The 23752-nt window shown below is 74.7% G+C and carries 4 protein-coding genes, 1 pseudogene and 1 riboswitch; all 5 genes and pseudogenes read right to left on the bottom strand.

Annotated elements, in window-relative coordinates; genetic code table 11:
* Positions 1-11: 11 nt before the first annotated feature.
* Entirely contained in the window at positions 12-18596 is an 18585-nt protein-coding gene (locus AC6F7H_RS27935) for a non-ribosomal peptide synthetase (protein ID WP_500759896.1), read from the bottom strand.
* Between the two features lie 126 nt (positions 18597-18722).
* The gene (locus AC6F7H_RS27930; protein WP_500759895.1) at positions 18723-20072 is read right to left on the bottom strand and encodes a serine hydrolase domain-containing protein; all 1350 of its coding nucleotides are present in this window, start codon (positions 20070-20072) and stop codon (positions 18723-18725) included.
* A 92-nt stretch (positions 20073-20164) separates the two neighbouring features.
* A complete protein-coding gene (locus AC6F7H_RS27925) occupies positions 20165-21388 on the bottom strand; it encodes a cytochrome P450 (RefSeq protein WP_500759894.1) in 1224 nt (407 codons plus the stop codon).
* Between the two features lie 891 nt (positions 21389-22279).
* Entirely contained in the window at positions 22280-23032 is a 753-nt protein-coding gene (locus AC6F7H_RS27920) for a thioesterase II family protein (RefSeq protein WP_500759892.1), read from the bottom strand.
* Between the two features lie 267 nt (positions 23033-23299).
* A pseudogene (locus AC6F7H_RS27915) lies at positions 23300-23487 on the bottom strand ((2Fe-2S) ferredoxin domain-containing protein); the annotation flags it as partial.
* Between the two features lie 140 nt (positions 23488-23627).
* A riboswitch (cobalamin riboswitch) is annotated at positions 23628-23744 on the bottom strand.
* Between the last annotated feature and the right edge of the window lie 8 nt (positions 23745-23752).

Genomic DNA, 23752 nt, shown 5'->3' with positions numbered 1-23752 from the left:
TCGTCCGGTCCTCACCGTTCTTCGTGGTCGCTGTCGCCGCGTGCGGCGTCTTCGAGTTCGCTCAGCACCTGTTCCTCCACCAGGTCCGCCAGGGCGGCGACGGTGCGGTGGACCAGGACGTCGCGGGGCGTGAGGGTCACGCCGAAGGTGTCGCCCGCGCGGGAGGCGATGAGCAGGGCGCGCAGGGAGTCGCCGCCCAGGGCGAAGAAGTCGTCCTCGGCGCCCACGGCGGTCCCCAGGGCCTCCTCCCACAGCGCGGCGACGGCCTCCTCGGTGGGGGTGCGGGGCGGCACGTGCCCGGCGGTCCGCTCCTGCGCCTGAGGACCGGGCGCGGGCAGCGCGGCCCGGTCGGTCTTGCCGTTCTCCATGAGCGGGAACCGGTCCAGCGTCACGAACGCCGAGGGCACCATGGGCCCGGGCAGGGTGCGGGCGGCGAAGGCCCGCAGTTCCACAACGGCGGGCGGTTCGGCGCCGGGCGCGACGAGCAGGTGGGCCACCAGGCACGGCAGCCCCGGTTCGTCCTCCCGGATGCTCACCACGGCGTCCAGCACCGCCGGGTGGCGTACCAGGGTCGCCTCCACCTCGCCGGCCTCGATGCGGTGGCCGCGCAGCTTGAGCTGGTGGTCGGCGCGTCCGAGGTGGTGCAGTTCGCCGCGGGTGTCGCGCCGGACCAGGTCGCCGGTGCGGTACATGCGGGCGCCGGGCGGTCCGAACGGGTCGGCGGTGAAGCGGGTCGCCGTCAGGCCGGGGCGGCCCAGGTAGCCGCGGGCCAGGGCCGGTCCGGCGAGCCACAGTTCGCCGGGCACACCGTCGGGGACGGGGCGCAGACGTGCGTCGAGGACGTAGGCGCCGGTGGCGGGCAGCGCGCGGCCGATGGGCGGCGCGCTGCCGTCCGGTTCCAGCGGGTCGGACCAGGTGGCGACGACGGTCGCCTCGGTGGGCCCGTAGGAGTTGACCATGCGGTGGTGCGGTGCCCACCGGGCGACCAGTTCGGCCCGGCAGGCGTCCGCGCCGACGATCAGGGTGTGCAGGTCCGGCAGGGTGCCGGGGGTGTCCGGCGGGAGGGTGGCGAGTGCGGCGGGCGGCAGCAGGGTGTGCGTGATGCGCGCGGTGCGCAGGAAGTCGGCCAGCTCGGCGCCGAGCAGCGGTCCGGGCGGCGGTACGACGAGGGCCGCGCCGCTCGGCAGGGACATGCACAGCTCCAGCACGGAGGCGTCGAAGCTGGGCGTGGCGAAGGCCAGGACGCGGTCCGCGGCGCGGACCTGGTAGTGCGCGGCCTCGGCGGCGGCGAAGCCGGCCAGTCCGCGGTGGGTGACGACGACGCCCTTGGGGGTGCCGGTGGAGCCGGAGGTGTGGATGACGTACGCCGGGTCGTCGAGGTGGAGGAGGCGGAGGCGGTCGGTGTCGGTGGGCCGGTGGCCGGGTGTGCCGTCGGGCGGCGCGGCGAGCAGGGCGGCGACCTCCTCGGCGGTGAGGGTGACGGCGGGGTCCGCGTCGCGCAGCATCAGCGCGACCCGTTCGGCCGGGTAGCCGGGGTCCACCGGGAGGAAGGCGGCGCCCGCCTTGGCCACGGCGAGCTGGGCGAGGACCATGTCCACCGAGCGCGGCAGGACCAGCGCGACGATGTCGCCGGGCCCGGCCCCGCGTGCGATGAGCCGGTGCGCCAGCCGGTTGGCGTGTGCCTCCGCCTCGCCGAAGGTCAGCAGCGACTCCCCCGTGTCGAGGGCGGTTCGGTCGGGCCACCGGTCGGCCGCGGCCTCGATCAGCGCGGGCAGCGTCGCCGGGGTCACCGGCGGCAGCTGCGGGCGTACGGGGCCGTGCAGCAGCCGGTGCCGTTCACCGGGCGGCAGCACCTCGACCGCGTGCAACGGCACCCGGTCACCGGATGCGGCCAGGGCGGTCAGGGTGTGCGTCAGCCGGGCGGCCAGGGCGCGGGCCGTGGTCTCCTCGAAGTACCGGGGGTCGTAGCCGAGTTCCACGCTCAGCTCGTCACCGGGCGAGATCACCACGGTGAGCGGGTAGTTGGTGGCCTCGCGGGCGTCGAGGTCCCGGATGCGCACGCCGTGCGCGCCGGCCGTGGCGTCGCCGACCGGGTAGTTCTCGAAGACCAGCAGGCTGTCGAACAGGGATGTTCCAGGGGGGAGTTCGCTCCACTGGTGGAGGTCCGTCAGCGGCACGTGGTCGAAGCGCCGGTCCTCCGCGCGGGCGGCCTGGAGCTCCCGCAGCCACGCGGCGCAGGGCGTGGACTCGTCCACGGTGACCCGCGCGGGCAGGGTGGTGATGAACAGGCCGGTGATCGTGTCGGCGCCCGGCAGGTCGGCGGGCCGGCCGGAGACGGTGGTGCCGAAGCACACCTCCCGCTCGCCGCTGAAGCGCGCCAACAGCAGCGCCCAGGCGCCCTGCACCAGCGTGTTGAGGGTGAGCCGGTGGCGGCGGGCGAAGTCCGTCAGCCGGGCCGTGCGCTCGGCGCCGAGCCGCTGGGACAGCCAGGTCCCCGACCGGGCGGCGGCGCCCGGGGCGGGCCTGCGGTCGTACGGCAGCGGGGTGGGCTCGGCGTGGTCGGCGAGGGCGGCCTTCCAGTGTTCCTCGGCCGCGGCGGTGTCCCGGCCGGCCAGCCAGGCGGCGTAGTCCGCGAAGGGCCGCCGTCGCGGCAGCCGCGGCTCGCCGCCGGCGGCGAGCGCGGCGTGCGCGGCCATCACGTCCGACAGCACGTGGAAGACGCTCCACCCGTCCAGCAGGACGTGGTGGAAGGTCCACACCACGCGCACCTCGTCGGGGCCGAGCCGGATCAGGGTGACGCGCAGCAGCGGGGGGTGGTCCAGGGCGATGCCGCGGGCGCGGTCCTCGTCGAGCAGCCGTCCGAGTTCGGTGTCCCGTCGCGCCGGGTCCAGGCCGCTCCAGTCGAGTTCGGTGACGGGCAGGGTGACGTGGCGGTGCACGGTCTGGAGGGGGACCGGGGCCTCGCCCAGGGCCACCGCGGTCCGCAGCACGGGCGTGCGGTCCACGACGTGCCGCCAGGCGGCCGCCAGCAGCCGGGGCTCGCGCACGCCGTCCGCGACGAAGGTGATCTGCTCGACGTACAGGCCCTCGCCGGGCTCGTCCATGCCGTGCACGACCATGCCGGTCTGGGTGGGGGTGAGGGGGTAGACGTCCGCCACGTCACGCCCGTCGCCGGCGAGCCGGTCGACGGCCGCCTGGTCCAGTGCGGCCAGCGGGAAGTCCGACGGGGTGCGGCCGCCCGCGCCCGGCTCGGCGCAGTGCCGGACGATCCGCCGCAGTTCCTCCACGGTCTCCTCCGCGAGGCGTGCGACGGTGTCGTGCCGGTGCACCTGCCGGGAGTACGACCAGGTGAGCTCCAGCCGCTTGTCGGTGACCCGGCCGAGGACGTCGATGAGGTGCGGCCGGTCCGCCGAGCGGTCCATACCCCCGGTCAGCCCGCCGTGGGACGCGTGCAGCAGACCGCCCTCGGCCGCGTTCCAGTCCTGCTGTCCCAGGTAGTTGAAGCCCACCTGCGGCAGGCCGGGCAGCTCACGTCCCGCCGTGGGGTGCAGGTGACGCAGCGCGCCGTAGCCCACTCCCCCGCGCGGCACGGCCCGGAGGTTCTCCTTGACCGTCTTCAGCGCGGCCTTGAGGTCGGCGTCGCGGGGCACGTCGAGGCCCACGGGGAACATGGTGGTGAACCAGCCGACCGTCCTGGAGAGGTCGACGTCGTCGAAGAGGTCCTCGCGGCCGTGGCCCTCCAGCGCGACGACCACCCGGTCCTGTCCCGTCCAGCGGGCCAGGACCCGGCCGAGGGCGCACAGCAGGACGTCGTTGACGCGGGTGCGGTAGGCGTCCGGCACGTCCTTCAGGAGCCGGTGGGTGTCCTCGCCGCCCAGGCTCACCGTCACGGTCTCCTCGTGGGCGGCGGTGTTGCCGCCGGTGAGGTCGGTCGGCAGGTCGGTGGGGCGCAGGCCCCTCCAGTGCGCGATCTCGTCGTCGAAACCGCCGTCGACGGTGTGCGCGGCCAGGCGCCGGGCCCAGGTGCGGAAGGAGGTCGTCTTCTCCCCCGGATCGGGCGTGACACCGGCACGCAGTGCCCGGTGGGCGGCGTCGAGGTCCTCCAGGATCACGCGCCAGGACACCGCGTCGACGACCAGGTGGTGGGCGGCCAGCAGCAGGACGGGCGGCCGGTGGTCGTCCGGGCGGCACAGGGCGGCCTTGAGCAGCGGCCCCCGTGTCAGGTCGAATCCGGAGCACAGGGCGGCGGCCACGGTCTCCAGCGCCTCAGGGGTGTCGTGCACCTCGAGGTGCGGCGTGGCGCCGGGCGGGGTGCCGTGCTGGCGCCATCGTCCGTCGCCGGCCGGTTCGTAGCGCATGCGCAGCGCGTCGTGCTGTTCCAGCACCGCCGCGAGGGCGGCGCGCAGCAGCGTCTCGTCGGTGTCGGACGCCAGCTCGAAGGAGACCGTCTGGGTGAAGCGGGCCGGGTCGCCGGTGAGGGTGTCGAACAGCCAGTGCTGTACGGGCGTGAGGGGGACGTCTCCGACGACCGGGCCCTGTTCGGCGCTGACCGTCGCGGCCGGGAACTCCTCGACCGCCGTGGCCAGTTCGGCGACCGTCTGGTGCTGGAAGAGGTGCCGGGGGGTCAGCGCGAGTCCGGCTCGGCGGGCGGCGGAGACGATCTGGATGCCGAGGATGGAGTCGCCGCCGAGCGTGAAGTAGTTGTCCGTCGCGCCCACGTCGGGCACGCCCAGCACCTCGGACCAGATCCCGGCGAGCGTCCGCTCGGTGGCGGTGCGCGGCGGCCGGGTGTCCCCCGTGGTGGCGGCGGCCGACCACACCGGTTCGGGCAGGGCCCGCCGGTCCAGCTTGCCGGTGGCGCCCAGCGGCAGTCGCTCCAGCTCCACCACGACCGCCGGTACCAGGTGGTCGGGCAGCGTCCGGGCGAGGAAGGCACGCAGGTCGGCCGGTGCCGGGGCGGCGCCGCCGCGGGGCACGGCGTAGCCCACGAGGCGTTTGTGGCCGTCGTGTTCCACGACCCGGGCGGCGGCCGCGGCCACCTGCGGGTGCCGGGCCAGCGCGGCCTCCACCTCGCCGAGCTCGATGCGGAAGCCGCGCACCTTCACCTGGTCGTCGGTCCGGCCGAGGTACAGCAGATCGCCGTCGGCCGTCCAGCGGACCAGGTCGCCGGTGCGGTACATGCGGCTGCCGGGCGGGCCGAAGGGGTCGGCGAGGAAACGGGACGCGGTCAGGCCCGGCCGGTTCAGGTAGCCGCGGGCCACGCCGGTCCCGGCGAGGTACAGCTCGCCGGGCGCCCCGACGGGCACGGGGCGCAGGCGGGCGTCGAGGACGTAGGCGCGGGCGCCACCGACGGGCCGGCCGATGGGCGGGACCCGGTCGGGGTCCGCCGGGTCGCAGGTGAACGCGGTGGCGTAGACGGTGGCCTCGGTGGGGCCGTAGATGTTCATGACCCGGCAGCCGGGGATCGCCGCGCGCACCTGGCGGACGGCGCGGGCGGGCAGTGCCTCGCCGGCCAGGACGACGGTGCCGGCCGTGACGTGCACGGTGTCCTCGGCCAGCAGGCGGCTCAGGGCGGAGGGGACGGCGCTGAGCAGTCCCGCACGCCACGGCTCGGGCCGTTCGGCGAGGGCCAGCAGGTCGCGGACGACCTCGACGTGGCCGCCCGCCAGCAGCGGCGAGAGGATCTCGAACACCGACACGTCGAAGGTGAGCGACGTGGAGGCCACCACGTGGGAGAGCCCGCGGTCGGTGAACTCGGCGGCGGCCCAGTCGGTCAGCGCCACCACCGAGGCGTGGGGGACGACGACGCCCTTGGGCCGGCCGGTGGAGCCGGAGGTGTGGATGACGTAGGCGGGGTGTTCCGGCAGCAGCCTGCCACGGCGCTCACCGTCACCGACGGGGGCGGCGGACACGGCGGCCAGACGCCCGGCGCAGGCCGCGTCGTCCAGGGCGATCCGCGTGTACGGACCGTCCGGCAGCCGCGCGGAGGTCTCCGCGCAGGTGATCACCGCGTCGGGCCGCACGTCCTCGAAGAGGAACGCGATGCGCTCCGCCGGATGGCCGGGGTCGACCGGAAGGTAGGCGGCACCGCTCTTGAGGACCGCGAGGAGCGCCACGATCAGGTCGGCGGTGCGGGGCAGGGCCAGCGCGACGAACCGCTCCGGTCCGGCCCCGGCCTCGATCAGGAGGCGGGCCAGCCGGTTGGCGCGCTCGTCGAGCTGCCGGTACGTGAGGTGCTCGGCGCCGGCGGTCACGGCCGGGGCGTCGGGGGTGCGGGCGGCCTGTGCCGCGAAGGTGTCCGGGAGGGTGCGGTGCGGCAGCCCCGCCACCGGTCCCGCGAGCCGGTCCAGCAGGCGGCGTCCGTCGTCCGCCTCGAGCGCCGGCAGGTCGGCCAGGCGGTGGTCGGCGTCGGCGGCGATCCGTGTCAGCAGTGTGCGCAGGCTCGCGCCGAGCCCTTCGACGGTGGCGGCGTCGAAGGCCGCCGGGTCGTAGTCGAGGGACACCGTCACGTCGTCGCCGGGGGCGACGACCACGCTGAGTGGGTAGTTGGTCGGCTCCAGGTCGCGTTCCTGCTCGACGGCGAGCCCGTGCCGGGCCAGGGCGCCTTCGTCGAACGGGTAGTTCTCGAAGACGACGATGCTGTCGAACAGGTTGGTGCCGCCGGGCACCTCGCTCCAGGTCTGCAACTGGGCGAGGGAGACGAAGTCGTGGCGCCGGGCCTCCGACTGGGCGGCCTGCACCTCGCGCAGCCATTCCAGCAGGGGGCGCCCACCGTCGATCCGCAGCCGGGTGGGCAGGGTGTTGATGAACAGGCCCACCATGGAGGTCACGCCGGGCAGTTCGGCCGGGCGGCCGGACACGGTCGTGCCGAAGACGACGTCCACGCCGCCGCCGTAGTGGTGCAGCAGCAGCCCCCAGGCCCCCTGGAGCACCGTGTTGACGGTCAGCCCGGCCCGCTGCGCGGTCTCCTTCAGCCGCGCCGACACCTCCTGCCCGAGGGCCACCCGGACCGTTCCCGACGAGGACGTGCGGTGGGCCTCGGCGGGGCGCCGGTCGCGCGGCAGTTCGGTGGGGACGGCGAACCCGGCGAGGGTCTCGCGCCAGTGGCGCTCCGCACGGCCGGTGTCCTGGGCGGCCAGCCACCGCAGGTAGTCGGCGAAGGGCGCCCGGTCGGGCACCTGCGGGCGGTGTCCGGCGGTCAGGGCCGCGTACCGCTCGCACACCTCGTCGAACACCTGGGCCGCGCTCCAGCCGTCGAGCAGGACGTGGTGGAACGTCCACACCATGCGCACCCGGTCCGGTGCCAGCCGGATCAGCGCGAGCCGCATGAGCGGGGCCGCGCCGAGGTCGATCCCGGCCCGCCGGTCCGCGTCGAGCAGCGACTCCATCTCCCGCGCGCACCGCTCGGCGGGCCGGCCGGACCAGTCGTGGTGGGTGACGGGCACGACGGCCCGCCGCTCCACCACCTGGAGGGGTTCGGCGGTCTCCTGCCACACCAGGCGGGTGCGCAGGATCGGGTTCGCGTCCGCCGTGCGCCGCCACGCCTCGGCGAGCGCGTGCGGGTCGGTGACGCCGCACAGCACCACCTGCACCTGGTTCACGTAGGTGCGGGCCTGGGGATCCATGAGGCTGTGGAACAGCATGCCCGCCTGCATCGGCGTCAGCGGGTACACGTCCTCGACCGTGCGTCCGTCTCCCGCGAGCCGGTCGACGGCGGCCTGGTCGAGCCGGGCCAGCGGGAAGTCCGAGGGCGTGCGGCCGCCGGCGTGCGGGTCGGCGCAGTGCGCGACGATCTCCTCCAGTGACCGCAGCATGCCCTCGGCGAGAGAGGCGACCGTCTCCTCGCGGTGGCGTCCGCCGCTGTAGTGCCAGGTGATCTCCAGCTCGTCGTCCTCCACGCGGGCCACCACGTCCAGCAGGTGCGCACGCGGCGCCCCGGGGTCCTCGGCGCCGCCCAGACCGCCGGGAACGGCCCGGACCAGCGCGCCGCCGTCGGCCGACCAGTCGAACCGGCCCAGGTAGTTGAAGCTGATGCCGGGCAGCGGTGCGGCGGCGAGCCGCTCGTCGCCCGCCAGGTGGCGCAGGGCGCCGTAGCCGACGCCCCGGTCGGGTACGGCCCGCAGCTGTTCCTTCACGGACTTCAGTGCGGCGCCCCAGTCCCCCTCGGGCAGTTCGAGGGCGACCGGGAAGAGGCTGGTGAACCAGCCGACCGTGCGGGACAGGTCGAGGTCGTCGAAGAGCTGGTCCTCGCGGCCGTGTCCCTCCAGCCCCACGGCGACGGTGCCGCGGCCGGTCCAGCCGGCCAGCACGCGGCCGAGGGCGGTCAGCAGGACGTCGTCGATGCGGGTGCGGTAGACGCCGGGAACCCTGCGCAGGAGGTCGTCGGTCCGTCGGCGGTCGAGGCGTACGGTCACCGCGCGCAGGTCGGCGACGGTGTTGCCGCCGTCGAGGTCCACCGGCAGCGGGTCGGCACAGTGCCGCGACACGGTCTCCCAGTGGGCGCGCCGAGCGGTGAGGTCTCCCCCGCCGGTGCGCCCGGTGAGCCGCCGCACCCACTCCCGCACGGACGTCGTGCGCTGCGGCAGCCGTGTCCGCTCGCCGGCCAGGGCCTGCCGGTAGGCGGTCTCCAGGTCCTCCAGGAGGACGCGCCAGGAGACACCGTCGACGACCAGGTGATGGGCGGTCAGCAGCAGGCGTGCGGCCCGGTCCCCGCCGGTGAACAGCCGGGCGGCGATCAGCGGGCCGGTGTCCAGCCGGAAGCCGGTGTGCGCCTCCTTCGAGAAGCGGACCTCGGCCTCCTCGGCGGCCCTCGTGTCGAGGCCGTTCAGGTCGTGGACCCGCAGCAGCCGGGGGGCCTCGGTGTCCGGGGCGGCGTACTCCTGGTGCCAGGTCCCGTCCGTGGCGCGGGTGAAGCGGGCGCGCAGGGCGTCGTGGTGGGCCCACAGCGCGGCCAGGGCGGCGCTCAGCGCGTCGGCGTCCACGTCCTGGGCCGTCTCGACGACCACGGACTGGTTGAAGTACTCCGGGCGCGGCGGCTCGGCGTCGAGGAACCAGCGCTGGATGGGGGTGAGCCCGACCTCGCCGGCCACCGGGCCGGTGTCCGCGACGGCCTGGGCGGCGCCGGTCGCGGCGGTGGCCAGGGCGGCGAGCGTGGGGTGCCGGAACAGGTCCCTCGGGGTCAGCGCGAGCCCCGCGGTGCGGGCGCGGGAGACGACCTGGATGCTGACGATCGAGTCGCCGCCCAGCATGAAGAAGTTGTCGTCGACGCCGACCCGTTCCACACCGAGGAGTTCGGCCCAGATGCCGGCGAGCACCCGCTCGGCTTCGGTGCGCGGCGCGCGGTAGGCGGTGTCGGCCGCCACCGACGGGTCGGGGTCGGGCAGGCGTCGCCGGTCGACCTTGCCGTTCGCGGTCAGGGGCAGCTCCGTCACGGTGACGAACGCGGCCGGGACCATGTAGTCGGGCAGTTCGCCGGACAGGCTCTCGCGCAGCTCGGCCGCCGGCGGCACCGCCGCTCCGGGTGCGGGTACCAGGTGGGCCACCAGGCGTTTGCGACCCGCGTGCCGCGACACCGAGACCACCGCCTCGGCGATCGCCGGGTGCGCGGTGAGCCGGGCCTCGATCTCGGCGGGTTCGACGCGGAAGCCGCGGATCTTGATCTGGTCGTCGGCGCGTCCCACGAAGTGCAGTTCGCCGTCGGCGCTCCAGCGCACGATGTCGCCGGTGCGGTACATCCGTGTGCCGGGCGGGCCGAACGGGTCGGCCAGGTAGCGGGCCGCCGTCGCGCCGGGGCGGCCGGTGTAACCACGGGCGAGTCCGGCGCCCGCTAGGTACAACTCGCCCGGAACGCCGGGTGGTTGCAGCTGGAGCGCGTTGTCCAGGACGTACACGCGGGTGTCGTCCAGGGGGCGGCCGATGGGCAGTGTCGCGGGCAGCGCGTCACCGGCGCGAAAGACCCGCCGGGTGGCGAAGGCGGTGGTCTCGGTCGGGCCGTACACGTCGACGACGGTGAGGTCCGGACAGGCGTCCAGCACGCGCCGTACGGCGGAGCCGGGCACGGCCTCGCCGCCGGTCCACACCTCGCGCGCGCCGGTCAGGCATGCGGGGTCCTCCTGGGCGAGGAGGCGGAACAGGCCCACCGTCAGGAACAGGCAGCTCACTCCCTGTTCGGTGATCGCGTGGCGCACGGCGGCGGCTTCCAGGTCTCCCGGCGGGGCGAGCACGGCCGTGCCGCCGCGCAGCAGCGGCACCCACACCTCGTAGGTGGAGGCGTCGAAGGCGTGCGGGGAGTGCACGAGGACCCGGTCGTGACGGGCGAAGGCACGGTCGAGGGCGAGCGCGGCGACGTCCCGCTGCCGCGCCGCCACGCCCTTGGGGTTGCCGGTGGAGCCGGACGTGAACATGAGGTACTGGACGTTGTCCGGTTGCACGCTCGGCACAGTGGTAAGTTCCGGGGCCTCGGCGACGTCGTCGTCCGGCCGCAGCACGCGGCCTTCCGGGAGAAGGGCCGCAGCCGTCTCCTCCCAGGCCCTGTCCGTGAGCAGCAGGTCGGCACCGGCTTCACCGAGCATCGTGCGCAGCCGCTCCCGCGGTGCCCTGCCGTCGAGCGGGACGTACACGCCGCCGAGGCGGGCGAGGGCGACCTGGGTGACGACGAGGCCGACCGAGCGGTCCATCAGGACGCCGACGGGGACCTCCGGACGGACCCCGAGCGCGGCCAGTCGGCCGGCCAGTGCCCCGGCCCGGTCGTCGAGTTCGCGGTAGGTGAGCCGCTCGTCGCCGGCCAGCAGCGCGACGGCGTCGGGGGTGCGCCGCACCTGCGCGGCGAACAGGCCCGCGGTGGTCGCCGCAGGGGTACAGGTGGCGGTGTCGTTCCACCCGTGGAGCACCTGCTCACGCCGGTCGGCCGTCAGCAGGGGCAGGCGGGCGGGCACGCTCCGAGGCGCGGTGGCGAAGCCCTCCAGCAGGACGGTGAGGTACTCGGCCATCCGCTCGACGGTGGCGGCGTCGAAGAGGTCCGGGTCGTAACCGAGGCGCAGGGCGAGCCCCGTGCCGGGGTAGGCGACCAGGCTGAGCGGGTAGTTGGTGGTCTCGATGCCGTCCAGGCCACTGAGCCGCAGCCCGTGCGCGGCGGCGAGGCCGTCGTCGACCGGGTAGTTCTCGAACACCACGATGCTGTCGAACAGGGCGACGCGTTCGGACAGTTCGGTGAACGCCTTCATGTGGTGCAGCGGCACGTGGTCGTGGCGGCGGTCCTCGCTCTGCTCCTGCTGGAGCCGGCCCAGCCAGGTGAGCAGGGTCTCGTCCCGCGGCACGGTCACGCGGGTGGGCAGGGTCGCGATGAACAGGCCGGTCATGGCGTCGGCCCCGGGCAGCTCGGGCGGCCGTCCGGAGACGGTGGTGCCGAAGACCACCTCGTCGCGGGCCGCCAGGCGGCTCAGCAGCAGCGCCCAGGCGCCCTGCACGAGGGTGTTCATGGTCAGACCCGCCGTCCTGGCGAGGCCCTCCAGTGCCCGGGTGGTGGTCTCGGGCACCGTGACGCGTACCGCCCGCGTCGACTCCGCGCGGTGGCTCTCGCGGGGTTCGCGGTCGAAGGGCAGCGCGGTGGCCTCGCTCAGGCCGTTCAGGCGGGTCCGCCAGTACCGTTCGGCCTCGGCCCGGTCGGCGCGGTCCCGCAGCCAGGCGACGTAGTCGCGGAAGGGGCGGCGGTCGGGCAGCGGGACGTCCGCGGCGCCCGCCAGGCCGGCGTGGCACGCGAAGACGTCGGAGAGGACCTGGAACAGGCTCCAGCCGTCCAGGATCAGGTGGTCGAAGGACCACACGACACGGACCGCGCGGTCGGAGACCCGGGCCAGTACCAGGCGCTGGAGCGGCGCGCGCGTCAGGTCGACACCGCGGGCGCGGTCGCCCTCGAGCAGTTCACGCAGCCGCTCGTCCCGCTCGGCCTCGGACAGGCCGCGCCAGTCCGGCCGCTCCACCGGCACGGCTGCTCCGCGCTGCACCACGAGGAGCGGCTCGGGCACGTCCTGCCACACCACGCGGGCGCGCAGCACCGGCGTACGGTCCGTGACCCGCTGCCAGGCGTCCGCCAGCACGGCCGGGTCCTCCACGCCGTCCAGGACGAACGTCAGCTGCTGGAAGTACACGCCGCGGTCGTCCTGCGAGAGCCGGTGGAAGAGCATGCCGGCCTGGGTGGGCGTGAGGGGGTGGACGTCCTCCACGCCGGCGGGGTCCTCGCCCGCGATCCGGTCGACGTGCGTCTGGTCGAGCCGGGCCAGCGGGAAGTCCGAGGGGGTGCGTCCGGCGGCGCCGGGCCGGGCCGCGTGGCGGGCGAGGCCGGCCAGCGCGTCGGCGAACCGTCCGGCGAGGTCCGCGACGGTGTCCCGCCGGTGCAGCTCGTCCGAGTAGAACCAGGTGAACTCCAGGCTGTCGCCGTCCAGCCGCCCCACGACCTCCAGGGCGTGCGGGCGTGACGCCGAGGGGTCGGCGTCCAGCTCCAGCGGACGGAACAGACCGCCGTACAGCCCCTCGGAGGCATCGGAGAGCCCGAAGCGGCCCAGGTAGTTGAAGCTGATCTGCGCGGTGGTCGCCGGCAGCGGTGTGGTGTCGCGGCCCGGCAGGGTCAGGAGGCCGTGGCCGAGGCCGTGCCGGGGCACCGCTCGCAGGTGCTCCTTGACCTGCTTGAGCACGGCGTCCCAGTCCGCCTCGGGCGGGACGGCGAGGGCGACGGGGTGACGGGTGGTGAACCAGCCGACGGTGCGGCTGGTGTCGACGTCGGCGAACAGTTCCTCGCGGCCGTGGCCTTCGACGTCCACCAGTACCCGGTCGTGACCGGTCCAGCCGCACAGCACCCGGCCGAGGGCGGCGAGCAGGACGTCGTTGGCCCGGGTGCGGTAGGTCTCGGGCAGGGTGCGCAGCAGCACGTCGGTGTCCTCGGGTCCGAGGCGTACCGTCACCGAGCGCTGTGAGGCGTAGGTGTTGGTGCCCGTCCGGTCCGACGGCAGGGCGGCCCGGGCGCCTTCGGTCGCCCGCGTCCAGTAGGCCTTCTCGCCGTCGAAGCCGCCGGCGGCGGCGTGCGCGGCGAGGCGCTCGGCCCAGTGCCGCAGCGGAGACGTCTTCCGGGGCAGCGCCGCCGCTCCGTCCCGGCCGGCGCGGCGGGCGCGGTAGGCCCGGTCGAGGTCCTCGAGGAGCAGGCGCCAGGAAACCCCGTCCACGACGAGGTGGTGGACGGCCAGGTGCAGCACGTGCGGCCGTCCGGAGCCCCGGTCGTGCAGTACGGCACGCAGCAGTGGGCCGTGACGCAGGTCGTGGGGGCCGAGGTGCGGGGTGTCGGTGTCCGGCCCGGTGTGGCGCGCGAGGCGGCAGCGGGCGGCCGGGACGTCGATCAGCCACCGTACGCCCGCCTCGTCGGTGCGGAAGTGCGAGCTCAGGGCGTCGTGGTGGGCGATCACGTCGTTGAGGGCGTCTTCGAGTGCCCTCGCGTCGACGCCGGCGTGCAGTTCCACCGAGAGGGTCTGGCCGAAGTGCCCGGCCCGCTCGGCGGCACTGTCGAAGAGCCAGTGCTGGATGGGTGTCAGCGGCGCGGAGCCGGTCGCCTCGACGGGTGCGGACGCGGCGGCGGGCTGCCGGCCTTTCGCCTCGTCGGCGCAGCGGGCGAGGGCGGCGACCGTCTGGTGCCGGTAGACGTCCCGCGAGGTGATCGTGAGGCCCGCCTGCCGGGCCCGGGAGACGATCTGGATGCTGAGGATGGAGTCGCCGCCCAGCGCGAAGAAGTTGTCGTCCGCTCCGACCCGCTCCACGTGCAGGACGTCGGCCCAGATGGCGGCGAGGGTCCGTTCGGTGGGGGTGCGGGGCGCGACGTGGCGTGTGACGGGTTCGGCCGGCGCCGGGTCGGGGAGCCGGCCGCGGTCCAGTTTGCCGTTGGGGTTGAGCGGCAGGGCGGGCAGCACCACGACGGCCGAGGGGACCATGTAGTCGGGCAGGGTGCGCCCGAGTTCGCGGCGTACCGCCTCCGGTTCCACGCGGGCGCCGGGGGCGGGGACGACGTATCCGGCCAGGCGGCGGTGGCCGTCGCCGTCGCGGACGGTCGCGGCGGCCTCGGCGACGCCCGTGCAGCGGCGCAGGGCCTCCTCGACCTCGCCCAGTTCGATGCGGAAGCCGCGCACCTTGACCTGCTGGTCGATGCGGCCGAGGTACTCGAGCCGGCCGTCGGCACTCCAGCGCACCAGGTCGCCCGTGCGGTACATGCGGTCACCGGGGACACCGAAGGGGTCGGCGACGAAGCGCGCGGCGGTCAGACCGGGGCGTCGCAGGTAGCCGCGGGCCAGTCCACCACCACCGAGGTACAACTCACCGATGACACCCGGAGGTTGGGGGCGCAGCAGGCGATCCAGCACGTAGGCGCGGGTGCGGGCGACGGGACGGCCGATGGGCGGGGCCTGGTCGGGGACGGTGCCGTCGGCGAACCAGGCGGCGGCGTAGACGGTGGCTTCGGTCGGGCCGTAGATGTTCGCCACCTCGGCCGAGGGCATGGCGTCCCTGATGTCCCGCACGGTCCGGGCGGGCAGGGCCTCGCCTGCCAGGAGGACGGTGTCCGCCTCGACCGCGCTGTCGCCGCCGAGCACGCGGGAGAGTACGGACGGGACACCGCTGAGGAGTCCGGCCCGGCGGGGTCCGGGGCTGTCGGCGAGGGCCGGGAGGTCGGCGACCACCTCGACGCTGCCGCCGGCCGTCAGGGGGCACAGCAGCTCGAAGACGGACACGTCGAAGTTGAGGGAGGTGGACGCGACGACGTGCGCCAGCCCGCGCGGGCCGAACGTCTCCTCGGCCCAGGCGGCCAGCGCGGCCACGCTGCGGTGGGTGACGATCACGCCCTTGGGGCGGCCGGTGGATCCGGATGTGTAGATGACGTAGGCGGGGTGGGACGGGTCGAGTGGCCGGGCCCGGTCGGCGTCGGTCAGGTCTGCGGTCAGGTCCGAGGCACCGGCATCGGACGGCTCGGCGTCCTCCGGGAGCAGCGCGTCCTCCAGGAGCAGTGGTTCGCAGTCGTCGGGGAGCGCGTGAGCGGTCTCACGGGTGGCGACGACGAGGGCGGGGGCCGCGTCGGCGAGCATGAAGCGGATCCGCTCGGCCGGGTAGCCGGGGTCGACGGGCAGGTATCCGGCGCCCGACTTCAGGACGGCCCACAGCGCCGGCAGCAGGTCGGCGGAGCGCGGCAGGCACAGCGCCACCAGGGACTCCGGAGCCGCGCCGTGCCTCGTCAGCAGACGGGCGAGCCGGTTGGCACGCCGGTTCAGTCCGGCGTAGTCCAGCCGGGTCTCACCGCAGGTCACGGCGGTCCGGTCGGGGGTTTTGGCCACCTGCGCCTCGAACAGCGCCGGGAGCGTGGCGCCGTCGGCGTGGTCGCCGGCCGGCGCGGGCGGATTCCAGGAGTCGAGGAGCGTGCGCCGCTCGTCGTCCGACAGCAGCGGCAGTTCGGCCAGCGTCCGGTGCGGGCCGTCCGCCATGCCCTCCAGCAGGCGGTGCAGCTGCCGGCTCATCCGGGCCACGGTCGCCGCCTCGTACAGGTCGGTGTTGTACTCGACCGTCAGCTCGCAGCCGCCCTCGGCGCGCGGCGCGAACTCCAGCACGAGGTCGAAGCGGGCGGCCGGGCGGGGCAGCGGATGCTCCTCGATCCGCGCCCCGGCCGCCAGCGGAGGCCGGACGGGCGCCGCCTGCTGCACCACCAGCACCTGCACCAGCGGAGTGCGGCTGGGGTCTCTGGGCGGGGCCAGTTCCTCGACCACCCGGTCGAACGGCACGCCGTCGTGCACGAAGGCGTCCAGCACGGTCGCGCGCATGGACTCCACGAACCGGTCGACCGTGACGGTGTCGTCGACCTCGCCGCGCAGCACGACGGTGTTGGCGAAGAAGCCCGTCACGTCCTCCAGTTCACGGTGGTCCCGCCCGTTGGTGACGGTCCCGAACGCCACGTCCCGCTGCCCGGAGTAGCGGGAGAACAGCACGGCCGCCGCCCCGGCGAACAGTGTGAAGACGGTCGTGCCGCGGCCCTGGGCCAGTTGCCGCAGCCGGTCCACCAGGTACTCCGGGAGGTGGTGGCGGTGTGCCGCGCCCGCGGTGGTGCGCACCGCCGGCCGGGGCCGGTCGGTGGGCAGTTCGAGTTGCTGCAGGCCGGCCAGGTGGCGCTTCCAGTAACCGAGGTCGTCGGCGTCCGCGTCGCCGGTGCGCCGCTCGCGCTCCCACAGCGCGAAGTCCGGGTACTGCACGCCCGGCCGGGGAAGGCCGTCCGGTTCGCCGCAGGCCTCCGCGCGGTAGAGCGCCGTCAGGTCCCGGGTCAGGACGCCGACCGACCAGCCGTCGGTGACGATGTGGTGCTGGGCCAGCAGCAGGACGTGGTCCTCGGGCGCGCGGCGGACGAGCAGCGCCCGGGTCAGGGGCCCGGTCGTCAGGTCGTGGGGGCGGCGCAGTTCCTCGGTCAGCAGGCGCTCGACGGCGTCGCTCTGCCGGTCGGCGGGCAGGTGCTCCACGTCGGAGGTGCGCAGGGGGAGCACCGCCTCGGGGGCGATCAGCTGGACGCCCTGGCCGTCGACGGTGGCGAAGGTGGTGCGCAGGGAGTCGTGGCGGGCGGCGAGCCGGTCCAGGGCGCGTCGCAGGGCAGGCGTGTCGAGCGGGCCGCGCAGCCGCAGCGCCACGCCGGTGTTGTACTCGGTTCCGCCGTCGGTGAGGTCGTCGAGGAACCACAGGCGTCGCTGGGCGCTGGAGAGCGGGACGGGCTTTCCGCGCGGGGCGGAGGGGATCGGGTCCTGCGGTGCGGCGGCGGACGGCTCGGCGGCCAGCGGGGCTAGCGCGGCGACGGTCCGTGCGGTGAACACGTCGCGCAGGGAGAGCCTGGCGCCGAGGACTTCCCGGATCCGCGTCAGGGTGCGGGCGGCGAGGATCGAGTCGCCGCCCAGGTCGAAGAAGTCGTCGGTGACGCCGACGGCGTCGACGCCGAGGACGTCGGCCCAGATCGCGGCCAGGGCCCGCTCGTCGCCGGTGCGCGGCTCGACGTGCTCCTCGGTCCGCGCACCGCCGGGGGCGGGCAGGGCCCGTAGGTCGATCTTGTGCTGCGGAGTGAGCGGCAGCGCGTCCAGGACGACGACGGCGGAGGGCACCATGTGGGCCGGCAGGGCGGCGGCGAGTGCGGCGCGCAGCCGGGCGGGCTCTGGCCTGCGGGCCGGATCGGCGGGCGTGACGTAGCCGACGAGCCGGCTGCGGGCGGGTTCCTCGTCGCGGACCACGACCACGGCCTCACGGACGCCGGGGGAACGGGTCAGGGCGGCCTCGATCTCGCCGGGTTCGATGCGGAAGCCGCGCACCTTGACCTGCCGGTCGACCCGGCCGAGGAACTCCAGCTCGCCGTCCGGCCTGCGGCGCACCCGGTCGCCGGTGCGGTAGAGGCGGGCGCCGGGCGGGCCGGAGGGATGGGCGACGAACCGGGACGCGGTCAGGCCCGGCCGGTTCAGGTAGCCGCGGGCCAGCCCGTCGCCGCCCACGTACAGCTCGCCCTCGGTGCCGGGCGGCACCGGGCGCAGCGCCGCGTCCAGGACGTGGGCCTCGGTCCCGGGCAGCGGGCTGCCGATGGCCGGTGTGCCGGTGCCGGCGGTGAGCGGTCCGGTCCAGGTGGCGACGACGGTGGCCTCGGTCGGCCCGTAGGAGTTGATCATGTGGCGGCCGGGTGCCCACCGGTCGACGAGCGCGGCCGGGCACGCCTCGGCCCCGACGATCAGGGTGCGCAGGTGCGGTGCGCCGCCGGTGTCCGCCGGGTCGGGCAGGGTGGCGAGGGCGGCCGGCGGTATGAGGGCGTGGGTGATGCGGTGCTCGTCCAGGACGGCGGCCAGTTCGTCGCCCAGCCAGGGCCCGTCCGGCGGTACGACCAGCAGGGCGCCGGACAGGACGGAGATGCACAGCTCCAGTACGGAGGCGTCGAAGCTGGGTGAGGAGAACTGCAGCACGCGGTCGCCCGGGCCGACGGCGTACCGCTCGGCGGCGGCCGCGGCGAAGGCGCCGATGCCGCGATGGGTGACGGTGACGCCCTTGGGGGTGCCGGTGGAGCCGGAGGTGAAGATGACGTACGCCGCGTGGTCGGGGAGCACCCGCCTCCCGGGCGGGTTCGCCTCCCGGCCCCCGGCGCTCATCAGCGCGCGGACCCGGTCCGGGTCGTCCAGGACGACGGCCGGTGCGGCGTCGGCGAGCATCAGGGCACGCCGTTCGGCCGGATAGGCGGGGTCCACGGGGAGGAAGGCGGCACCGGTCAGGGCCACGGCCAGCTCGGCGGCGATCAGTTCCATCGAGCGCGGCAGGACCAGCGCCACCGTCCGCTCCGGTCCGGCGCCGCTGCCGGCGAGGTGGGCGGCAAGGCGGCCGGCCCGCCGCGCGAGTTCTCCGTACGACCAGGTGCGCCGGCCGTCGGTCACCGCGGGGGCGTGCGGGTCGCGGGTCACCCACCCGGCGAACAGCTCACCGAGCGGGACGGGACGGGTGGCGTGGTCCGCGCGGGCCGACGGGGTGGTGCCGGCCGGCGCGGAGGCGGGACGCTGGGTGTGCAGGTACGTCATCGGGATGAAGTCCTTCGGACGTGGGGCGGCGCGTGAACCCGGCGCGCCGATCTCGGGCAGCCCGCGGGCACACCGGAGCGGTGCGGGGGTCCAGGCGTACGGGGCGGGTGCGTGACGCGGGCGCGGTCAGACGGTGCCGGTGCGGCGCGCGGTGCGTCCGGATATCTGAAGGCGGTCGACGGTCCCGGTGGCGGGGTCGCGGTGGAAGCGGCCGCCGGGCTCGTGCCGGCCGGTTGCCGGGTCGACCAGATCGCAGGACAGGTCCGGGTAACACACCAGCGGTATGGGGTAGTCGCCGTCGACGGACAGGGTCGGCGTGCCGGCCCCGTCGAGCTTGACCGCGTACTCGGTGCCCCCGTTGCGGTAGGTGCCGGCGCACTCCGGCAGCGGTACGGCGCGGCCGCGGCGGGCGGTGGCCGGGGAGGCCGGCACGCGTATGCCGGTGAGCCGGGTGAGGTCGGCGGCGAGGTCCCGCCACAGGGCGGTGGCGCCGCCGGCGTTGCCGGTGAAGGCGACGACGACGCCGCTGTCCGGCTCGGCCCGCAGATGGCAGGAGGTGCCCTGGGCGTTGCCGTCGTGGCCGCACCACACGCGGCCGTCCTGCTGGAAGAGGGCGAGGCCCAGGCCCCAGGAGTCCGCCAGGGCACCGGGATCGGCGGCCGGTTCGGAGCGGCGCATCCGGGCGGCGGCGGACGCGGGCAGGGCGGTGGACCGGCCGATGACGGCCCTTCCCAGGGCCACCAGGTCCTCGGCGCTCGCCAGCAGGGCTCCGGCCGGAGCCTCCACCGGGGCGAGGTTCTGGTGGGCCGGGCGCACCAGGCCCGTGGCCGTGTTGAGGGCGTGGCCGGTGGCAACCGGCCGCGCGGGGGTGGCGTCGCCGAGGAACGCGGGGACGATGCCAAGGGGTTCGAGGAGGAGCGCTCGCAGCGCTTCCTGCCAGGTCATGCCCGTCACTTCGGACATGATCCGGCCGACGGCGACATAGCCGGCGTTGGAGTAGGAGAAGCCGGTTCCCGGCGGGAACAGGGCGCTCTGCGCGGTGCAGGCCGCCGAGAGGTAGCGCGTGGGGGTGGTGCCCGCGGCGCTGTCGGAGTCGGGTCCGGTGGGCAGGCCGGCGGTGTGGCTGAGCAGGTGACGCACGGTCACATCGGGCAATAACCCGAATTCGGGCAGCAGTTCGGCGGCGGGCTCGTCGAGGTCGAGGTCTCCGTCGTCGGCGAGGAGCAGCACGGCGGCGGCCGTGCCGAGCTTGGTGACGGAGCCCAGGGGTACGGCCGTGTCGGCGGTGAACAGGGTTCCCGTCAGGGCGTCGGCCGTTCCGGTGTGCACGCTGAGGGTGTGCGTGCCGGTGCGGACGGCCAGTTGGGCGCCGGGCACGCGGTGGACACGCGCGAGGGAGTCGATGCGGCTCTGCAACTCCCGGCGCAGCGGGGACAGCGGTCGGTCGGCGGCCGGAGCGGCGGCGGTGTACAGCATGAGCAGGGTACTCCTGGGGAGAGCGGGTGCGGGGAGGGAACACGGCCGGGCCCGCGGGTGAGCGGTGCGGGACTTGGGCGTGTCGACGCGCGTCACGCTCTGGTGACGGCGATCGGCAGGTGGCGTACGCCGACGATGACGGCCGGGTTCTGGTACGTGACGTCGGCGTAGGAGGGGACCGCGAGGACGGGAAAACGTTCCATCAGCATGTGCAGCGCGATCCGTGCTTCCAGCCGGGCCAGTGGTGCGCCGAAGCAGAAGTGGATGCCGTGGCCGAAGGTCAGATGGGGATTCGGACTGCGGGCCACGTCGAAGACGTCCGGAGCGGTGAAGCGGGAGGGGTCACGGTTGGCGGCGCCCAGGTGCACCATCAGCAGGGTGTCGGCCGGGACCTCGTGGCCGCCGAGCACCACCGGCCGGGTGGTGCGCCGTCCCAGTTCGGGGAAGGGCGGCAGCCAGCGCAGTACCTCCTCGACGGCGTCCGGCAGCCGGGCGGGGTCCTCGCGCAGCGCGGCGAGGGTTCCGGGATGCCGGTCGAAGGTGACCACGGCGTTGCCGAGCAGCGCGGTGGTGGTGACGTGCCCGGCGACCAGCAGCAGGGCGACGAATCCGACGATCTCCTCGTCCGCCAGGCGTGTTCCGTCCACCTCGGCGGTGAGGAGTCTGCTGGTGAGGTCGTCCCCGGGGTGGGCGCGGCGGTGCCGGATGTGGTCCAGCACGTAGCCGTTCATCTCACGCACGGTCGGGGCGATGGCCTCCAGCGCCCGTTCCAGGTCGGCCATGTCGAGGCTGTCGCCGAGCTGGTCGCCGCCGAAGAGGGTGCCGGCCCACTCCTGGAACAGTCCGTGGTCGTCGGCGGGGATGCCGAGGAGTTCGGCGATCACGATGATCGGCAGGGGGTGGGCGAGGGTGTCGACCAGGTCGAACCGGTCCCGGTCGGCAACACCGTCCAGCAGGCTCGCGCACACGGCCTCGATGCGTGGTTCGAGCCCGTGGACCACTCTGGGGGTGAAGGCCTGGCTCACCAAGGTGCGGAGTTTGCGGTGTTCCGGCGGGTCCATGCCGACGAAGTTGCCCTGCCGGAAGGTCTCGAAGTCCTGCTGGGTGGGGGTGATCGGCGTGAGGTCGGACGAGTACGTCGCCGGGTCGGCGAGGACGGCGGAGACCCCCTGGTGGTCCACGACGCGCCACTGCTTCTGCCCTTCGTCGTGGGTCACGGGGCCCGCCTCGCGCAAGGACCGCCACTGGTCGGCCAACGCGTCCAGGGGCGATTCGGTCCCGGACAGTTGTGTGCTGGTCACCTGTGTGCTGGTCACCGTTCCTCCTTGCGTGAGGGCGCGCGGGCCCGGCGGTGGGTCACCGACGGTGCTGTGGGTCCGCCGGGCAGGGCGGGAAGCCGTGGCCGTCATGGGCGTGGTCAACGGGTATGGCACCGGTCGGCAGTCCTCGCTCCGCGCCAGGCGGCCGACTCGTGGTCAGGCTGGGCCGGCCGCCGTTCGAGGGCCGCCCGCCCGTCCGCCCTCGCACGGAACGCGGGTGGCTTCCCGGGGCGTCAGCAGACCTCGGGACGGGTTCCGTACGGCGGGGCGGCGGCTCCGAGCGGTCTGGACGTCCACCGTGCGGCCGGCAGGTCCGCACGCCCGCAGCCCGGTGACACGTGCGACGGGCACCCAACAGACATCACCGCATCCCCCCGACTTTCCTGCGCAGCGGCCCCGCGCAGAACTCTCCTGTTCCATGATTCAGTGCTTTTTTTCGTGCCAGAACACGCTTCGACCCGATACCTCCGGGCCGAATGCGCTCACAGTTTTCACGTTGGGTCACGCAATGGCAACCCCCCGAAACCGGAGGGGAGATGCCCAGTCAGCGACCCATCGCGAGGGGCGTGTACCCGTCGGCCCACACTCAAATCCCTTGCACCAACGGAGAATTCACTTCTCTCGCGACAACCGGACCATGACCGCCGCCACCTGCACCATCCGCCTCGGAGGCCTGGTCACCCACCCCGTGGGTTTCGGCCAGATTCGGCAACGGCATGTCTGAACGCCGCCCGTGCCGGGCCCCTTGACGGGCGCCCGGCACACGGGCGAACGACCCGGCGTGTGAAGGAAGCCACCGGCGCTCACGACCACCGTGCGTGCGCGGGCGTACATCAACCTGCTCGCTGCAGTACCGCAAGCCCCCGCGAGCCGCGAACATGCCGTCCGTCATCGCCCGTCGGCGTCGGCGCACTCGGCGACGAGCCGCACGACGGTGTCCGGATGGTCCGTCAGGAAGAAGTGCTCCCCGGGGAGCGTTTCCAGCCGGAAACCGGCCGTGGTGTGACTCTTCCAGGCCGCGGCCTCCTCCGGCGCGACCTGTGGGTCCCGGTCCCCGGTCAGGCAGAGGACGGGCGTGTCCACCACGGCGTCGGGGACCGGCCGGTACCGGGTCACCGCCCGGTAGTCATTGCGTATGACGGGCAGGAACAGGTCCATGAGATCCGGGTTACGGACGATCGCCGGGTCGGTGCCGCCGAGACCGGCAAGGTGGTCGAGGATCTCCTGGTCGGAGTCGAAAGCCGGGATCTCACGCGATGCCGACGGGGCGGTCCGGCCGGAAACGACGAGACGGCAGTGTGCCGTCAACCGGTCGCGCCCGAGCCGGAGTACCGACTCGAAGGCGACGGACGCCCCCATGCTGTGGCCGACGAGCACGAGCGGCACGGGCTCCGCCGCCCATCGCCGCAGGGACGGCATCAGCCGGTCGGCGAGTCCTTCGACGGTCGCCACGAACGGTTCACCGAAGCGCTCCTGCCGCCCCGGGTACTGAACGGCCGCGACGTCGTACCCCTCGGGGAACCGCCGCGCGAACGGCGCGTAGAACGAGGCGGCGCCACCGGCGTGCGGAAAGAAGAGCACGCGCGCGCGAGGTGGCACGGCACCGCGCAGTGTTCTGATCCAGGGGTCCTTGCCCTCCATCGGAGCTTCCCGCCCTTCTTCTCTTCCCTGCGGCCGGAGTTGCCCGCCCGGCAGGTCCGGTGTGACCATCGCCGACCGTACGGTGCCCGCGCGCCGACCGTCGAGGGGCACCTCGCGGGGCGCGACCGCCAGGTACCCGGTGCCGGGGGGCGGCAGAGATCGGCCGGCCCACGGCAGGCCGACCACCAAGATCCACCCGGCGGCCGATGCCCGTTGCCGGCCACCGCGTTCGCCCTCACCGCCGGACAGGTCGGCCGACCCCGGTCAGACCGGCCGGGCACCGACGGCACGGCCCTCGGCGGGGGGGCTGGACGACGATGACGTCGGCCTGGTCGCAGACGTCGAGGCATGTGGAGACACGTACCGGCGCCGCCGTGCGCAGGCGTCGGGTCCGGGCCGTGTGCTCGGCACCGGTTGCCTTGGGTCTGCCGCAGCAGCAGTCCCTGCACGACGATGCGGCACGGAACCGGTCCGGCCGCGGTTGCGCCCGCCGGCTCCTCGGTCGTCGCCCCGGTCGGCGTCGCGGACACGCCACGCCCTTCCTGTCTCCGGTGAGATCCGCCCCGGTGGTTCGTCGAGGGGGCGACCGCGTGAGTTCCCTGGCTCTCGGGTCGGGGCTCGTGCCGGCCTTCCCACCCGCCCCGGGCAGTGGCCTGTCGGGATCCGCTCACCGATCACAGTGGCGGGACCGCGCCGGATTCACACCGGCTTCTTCGCTCC

It is taken from the genome of Streptomyces sp. MMS24-W38, from assembly GCF_059889265.1.
This window is presented reverse-complemented; position numbering and strand designations above follow the sequence as displayed.

Coding starts and splice junctions, on each gene's coding strand:
- AC6F7H_RS27935 (WP_500759896.1), bottom strand. CDS start 18,596: ATGACGTACCTGCACACCCAGCGTCCCGCCTCCGCGCCGGCCGGCACC.
- AC6F7H_RS27930 (WP_500759895.1), bottom strand. CDS start 20,072: ATGCTGTACACCGCCGCCGCTCCGGCCGCCGACCGACCGCTGTCCCCG.
- AC6F7H_RS27920 (WP_500759892.1), bottom strand. CDS start 23,032: ATGGAGGGCAAGGACCCCTGGATCAGAACACTGCGCGGTGCCGTGCCA.